Source organism: Bacillota bacterium (assembly GCA_013177945.1).
Classification (GTDB): Bacteria; Bacillota; DSM-12270; order Thermacetogeniales; family Thermacetogeniaceae; genus Ch130.
Genome location: JABLXW010000042.1, coordinates 1 through 4,093 on the forward strand (window position 1 = coordinate 1; position 4,093 = coordinate 4,093).

Here is a 4,093-nt window from a genome sequence, read left to right on the forward strand (position 1 = left end):
CCGTCCGCGCCGCCAAGGAGCTCGCCCGGGAGCGGGGAATCCCGCTTGTATTTTTGAGCCGTGGCCTCTCGGAGCTCGGATGCAGAAGCGGGCAGGTTGCGCTCGCCTAGGAGAAACCTGTAGGAGGCTGGAAGAATGATAAAAAAGCGGTAAGATACCAAGCCCCGGTCAAAAGCCGGGGGCTTCTTTTTCTTGGGAGGATGAAGGTGCGTGTACTACCGCGACGAAGAAAACACCCCCTTCGACCGGGCGCGGGAGGCCGGAAAGGGGATTGCGAAGCACGCCGCGAAGAATGCCCTGAAGAGAGGCACGAAGGCGGCGGTGAAAGCCGCCGGGAAGTTCCTGGTGAAGGGGATCGCCGCCCTTATCGGGGCGGTCGGCTGGCCGGTGGCCATCGTGATTATCGTCCTGGTTGCCCTGACGGTTCTGTTCGGGGCCTTTTACTCGGCCATGCCCGCCCAGACCGCGCTGACAGGCGTGGAGCCATCGGAGCAGGACGCAGAAGTCCGGGAGTACGCCGAAGAACAGGTGTCCGAATTCAACGTCAAGGAGACCTGGCTGGTGGGCGGCGAAGGCGCCTGGTATCCGGGGGAGGGGGAGTACACCCTTGGGCGCCTGGCCGACCGCTACGGCCGCGACGCGAAGCTGGCGAACCAGTGGGGGGACGCCTACGCCCCGGTGCTCTACCTCGCGGCCCAGGAGCGGGAGGACCGGATGAACGACCGGGGGTGGGTAAAGAAGAGGCTGAAGGACGCCGCAGAAAATTTGCGCCCCTGGTTTTACTACAAAGAATCCCACGTGACTTACTGCGACAAGGACGGGAACTGCACCACCGAGACCGTCTACCTCCTGGTGGAAGCGTATACCATCCGGGGCCACTACCGCTGGAAGCATAAGTGGGTGACGAAGACCTACCCCGACGGGGGCTCCGTGACCTACGAGGAAATCGCCGACACCCAGAGGCTCTCCGACGGGCTGGAGTACGTCGAGAAGTATATCGTCCCTCTCTACAAGCTGCCCACCGGCACAAAAGAGGAGAAGGAACAGGCGCGGATCGCGGCCAGATCCACCTTCGAGATGGCCCAGGGCTTCACCGCTCAACAGGAGAACCTGGCCTGGCTGCTGGACTCAGGCGCATCCCTTGTCTCTCTCATTTCCGGCGCGTCGATACCGGCGGAGTTCCGGGACGCCCTGGAGGAAGCTTCCCGGCTGACCGGCATTCCGGTCTGGCTCCTGGCGGGCCTGATTGAGCGGGAGAGCTCCTGGGACCCCAACACCGTGAACGAAAAGACCGGCTGCTTCGGACTCACCCAGCTTCACCCCGACTACTGGCCGGAGTGGGCGCGGCGGTGCGGCTTCGACCCGGAGAAAGACAGGTGGGACCCCCGGGCGCAGATCATCGTGGGCGCCCAGGTCCTGGCGGGCTTCCTGGGAAGGCCGGGCTGGGACTGGGAGGAAATCGACCTGCGGGACCCCCCGGAGGAGCTGGAGAGGGCCCTCGCCCGCTACGGCGGATACGGCTCCGACGTGGAGGCCGCGCAGGGCTATATATCCGACATCGTGCGCCTAGCCGGAGCCTACCGGAGCCGCCCCGGGGCCTGGCCGGTGCCGGGGTATTATGAAATCAGCAGTCACTTCGGAATGCGCTTTCACCCGATTCTGAAGAAGTGGACGGAGCACACCGGGATCGACATCGGAGCGCCGGAAGGGGCCGAGGTCGTTTCCGTTTCCGCGGGCGTGGTCTTTGACGCCGGGTACGACGAAACCTACGGAAACCGCGTCTACGTCCGGGACGCCCAGCACGAGTACCTCTACGCCCACCTCTCCCAAATTAACGTGCGGGAGGGGCAGGCGGTGAGGCCGGGCGTGAAAATCGGGGAGATCGGGAGCACCGGCTGGTCTACGGGCCCGCACCTGCACTTCGGCATGCGCCCCATCGGCGGCGGCTGGATCGACCCGGAGCCGCTTCTCCGGGATCTGCAATAGAAAATATAAAGGGGTGTTTGCTTTGCGCGTGCTGATCATATCGGGCGCTCCGGAGGGGATCACAGGTTATCTGGCCTCGGTGGGGCATGATGTAAAGGAGTGTCTTTCCACCGACCTTGCCCCCCGCATGGCCGGAGAGTTTGCCCCTGAAGCCGTTATCTTTTCAGAAGATGTTGCCGAAATCCCTCCGGTGGGGCACCGGGAGGCACTCCGGGAAATCGTGCCCCTAGCCAGGGTGGTGCTCCTGGCGGGAAGGAAAAACCCCATCGTGCCGTATGCGGCTGCTCTGGGCGTTCGAGACTTCGTATTTCTCCCTGCCGGGCCAGCGGAGATTCTTCATCGTCTGGAGAACCCGGCGAAGCCGGAAGAGGCAGCGGAGATGCTTGATAAATTCGATCTTCAAACAAAAGAAGAAAAGCAAATTGCCGTTCAAAAAGAAGATAAGGAATCTCATAAAACTGGTCTGCTGGGCAGGGCGTTTGGTAAAAAAAATCAGGAGAACGATCGCGAAGGGATACTCAAAGAAGAGACTCCAGATATCGAAAAAACAATTCTTTATAAAAGCGTGACGCCGCAAAACAGTAAACCTGGCATATCCAGATTACTCGGTAAACTAATTACACACGGTAAACCCGGTATTATTGTAAACGGCAATTACATCGAAGGAAGCTGGAAAACGCCGGCAGAGATTAACGCAGAGTGCGATGCCGTGGTCATTCCTTCATCCTGGGGCATTAAAGCAGTTCGCGAATTCCGCAGGGATCCCCGCTTTCGGGCCGTTCCCCTGGTGGTCTTAAAGGGGAACAAGGAGTTTCTGCGCGCGGGGGCGGATATGTGCATCAAAAAGCTTAATCCTGGAGTTATAGAAGAAGCAACCGCTCTTTCCAGGCGCTACAGGGAATTCTGGAAAAAGGCCGAAATCGATTCAATGACCGGGCTGTTTAAAAAGGACTTCCTGCTGGAATGGATCGCCGAACAGGAGAGAAAACCGGAGCCCAACTTTTCTATTGCCATGATCGACATTGACCATTTCAAGTCCTTTAACGACACCTACGGCCATCAGGCAGGCGACGCCGTTCTGGCTTCCTTCGGGGCGTTCCTGAAAGCTCAGATCCGCTCCGTTGACGTGGCTGCCCGCTACGGGGGAGAAGAGTTTGTAATTGGACTGCCGAACACCCCGGTGAACGGAGCGCAGGTATTGATCGACAGGCTCCGTGAAAAGTGGTCTCAGCGCGATATAATTCTTCCTTCAGGAGAGAAAGTCAAGTGCACGTTCTCCGCGGGGGTAGCCGGGTATGAAAAGGGCAAGGACATTATCGCAGAGGCCGACAGGTTCCTGTATAAAGCCAAGAGTGAAGGCCGCAACCGCGTTGCAGGCGCTCAATTCCAAAAACTCAAGGTTTTGCTCCTGGGCCAGAAAGTATCCTCTCTCGGCCCGCTGCTTCTGGAGCAGGGGCTGGAAGTGGCGACCGATCCGGCTGACGCCACAGTTGTCGTTGCCGACGCCCAGGGATTCGGTTTCGCCCCGCCGGGCAAGCCTTTGGTGGTTCTGGGCACCGGCACGATAGCCGATTTCGCCATAAGAAAGTCAAGGCCGGACGCAAAGGTGGTCAAAGACCCCGAAAACGTGATTGAAGCCCTGCTTGAGATGCTTGAGAAGCCGAAGCCGATGAAAAACTTGAAAGTTCTCCCGGGTGGGCATTCCGACAGGGGCCAGTCTCTTGCGCTGCACAGCGCCCTTTATATTGTCTGCCCGTCGCGCCCCGGCCATGCGGGAGAGGTGGCCGCCCGGCTGGCCAGGGACATCGAGGACTGCGCCCTGGTCTGCGCCGCCCCGGAGAGCACGGCGGCTCTGGTCCTGGGAATCTCTGAGCGGGAGTTAATAACGTCAGACTGGAGAATCCCCGGTTCGAACGCTCCCCTCGGGTGGGGTGGGATAACCGTCTGGCCGGTCGACCCGTTAAAATTCCTGAATGTCCGGGACGTTTCCCCGAACGCCCTGGTAGAGAGCATTAAGCCGAAGTTTCCCCTGGTCATTGTCGACTGCGCCGGGAGCCTGGACATCGCGGGCAGGGTCTCCCGGTCGGACGGGATCGTCGTTCTGCAC

Annotated in this window: 2 protein-coding genes; both read left to right on the forward strand. The window is 60.1% G+C overall.

What is annotated here, in order from left to right; translation table 11 throughout:
• Positions 1-210 precede the first annotated feature (210 nt).
• Positions 211-1,986, forward strand: coding sequence for a peptidoglycan DD-metalloendopeptidase family protein (locus HPY58_13960; protein NPV30719.1), 1,776 nt, complete (start codon positions 211-213; stop codon positions 1,984-1,986).
• Between the two features lie 22 nt (positions 1,987-2,008).
• Positions 2,009-4,093: GGDEF domain-containing protein (locus HPY58_13965; GenBank protein NPV30720.1), on the forward strand; the 2,085-nt coding region annotated here is incomplete at its 3' end.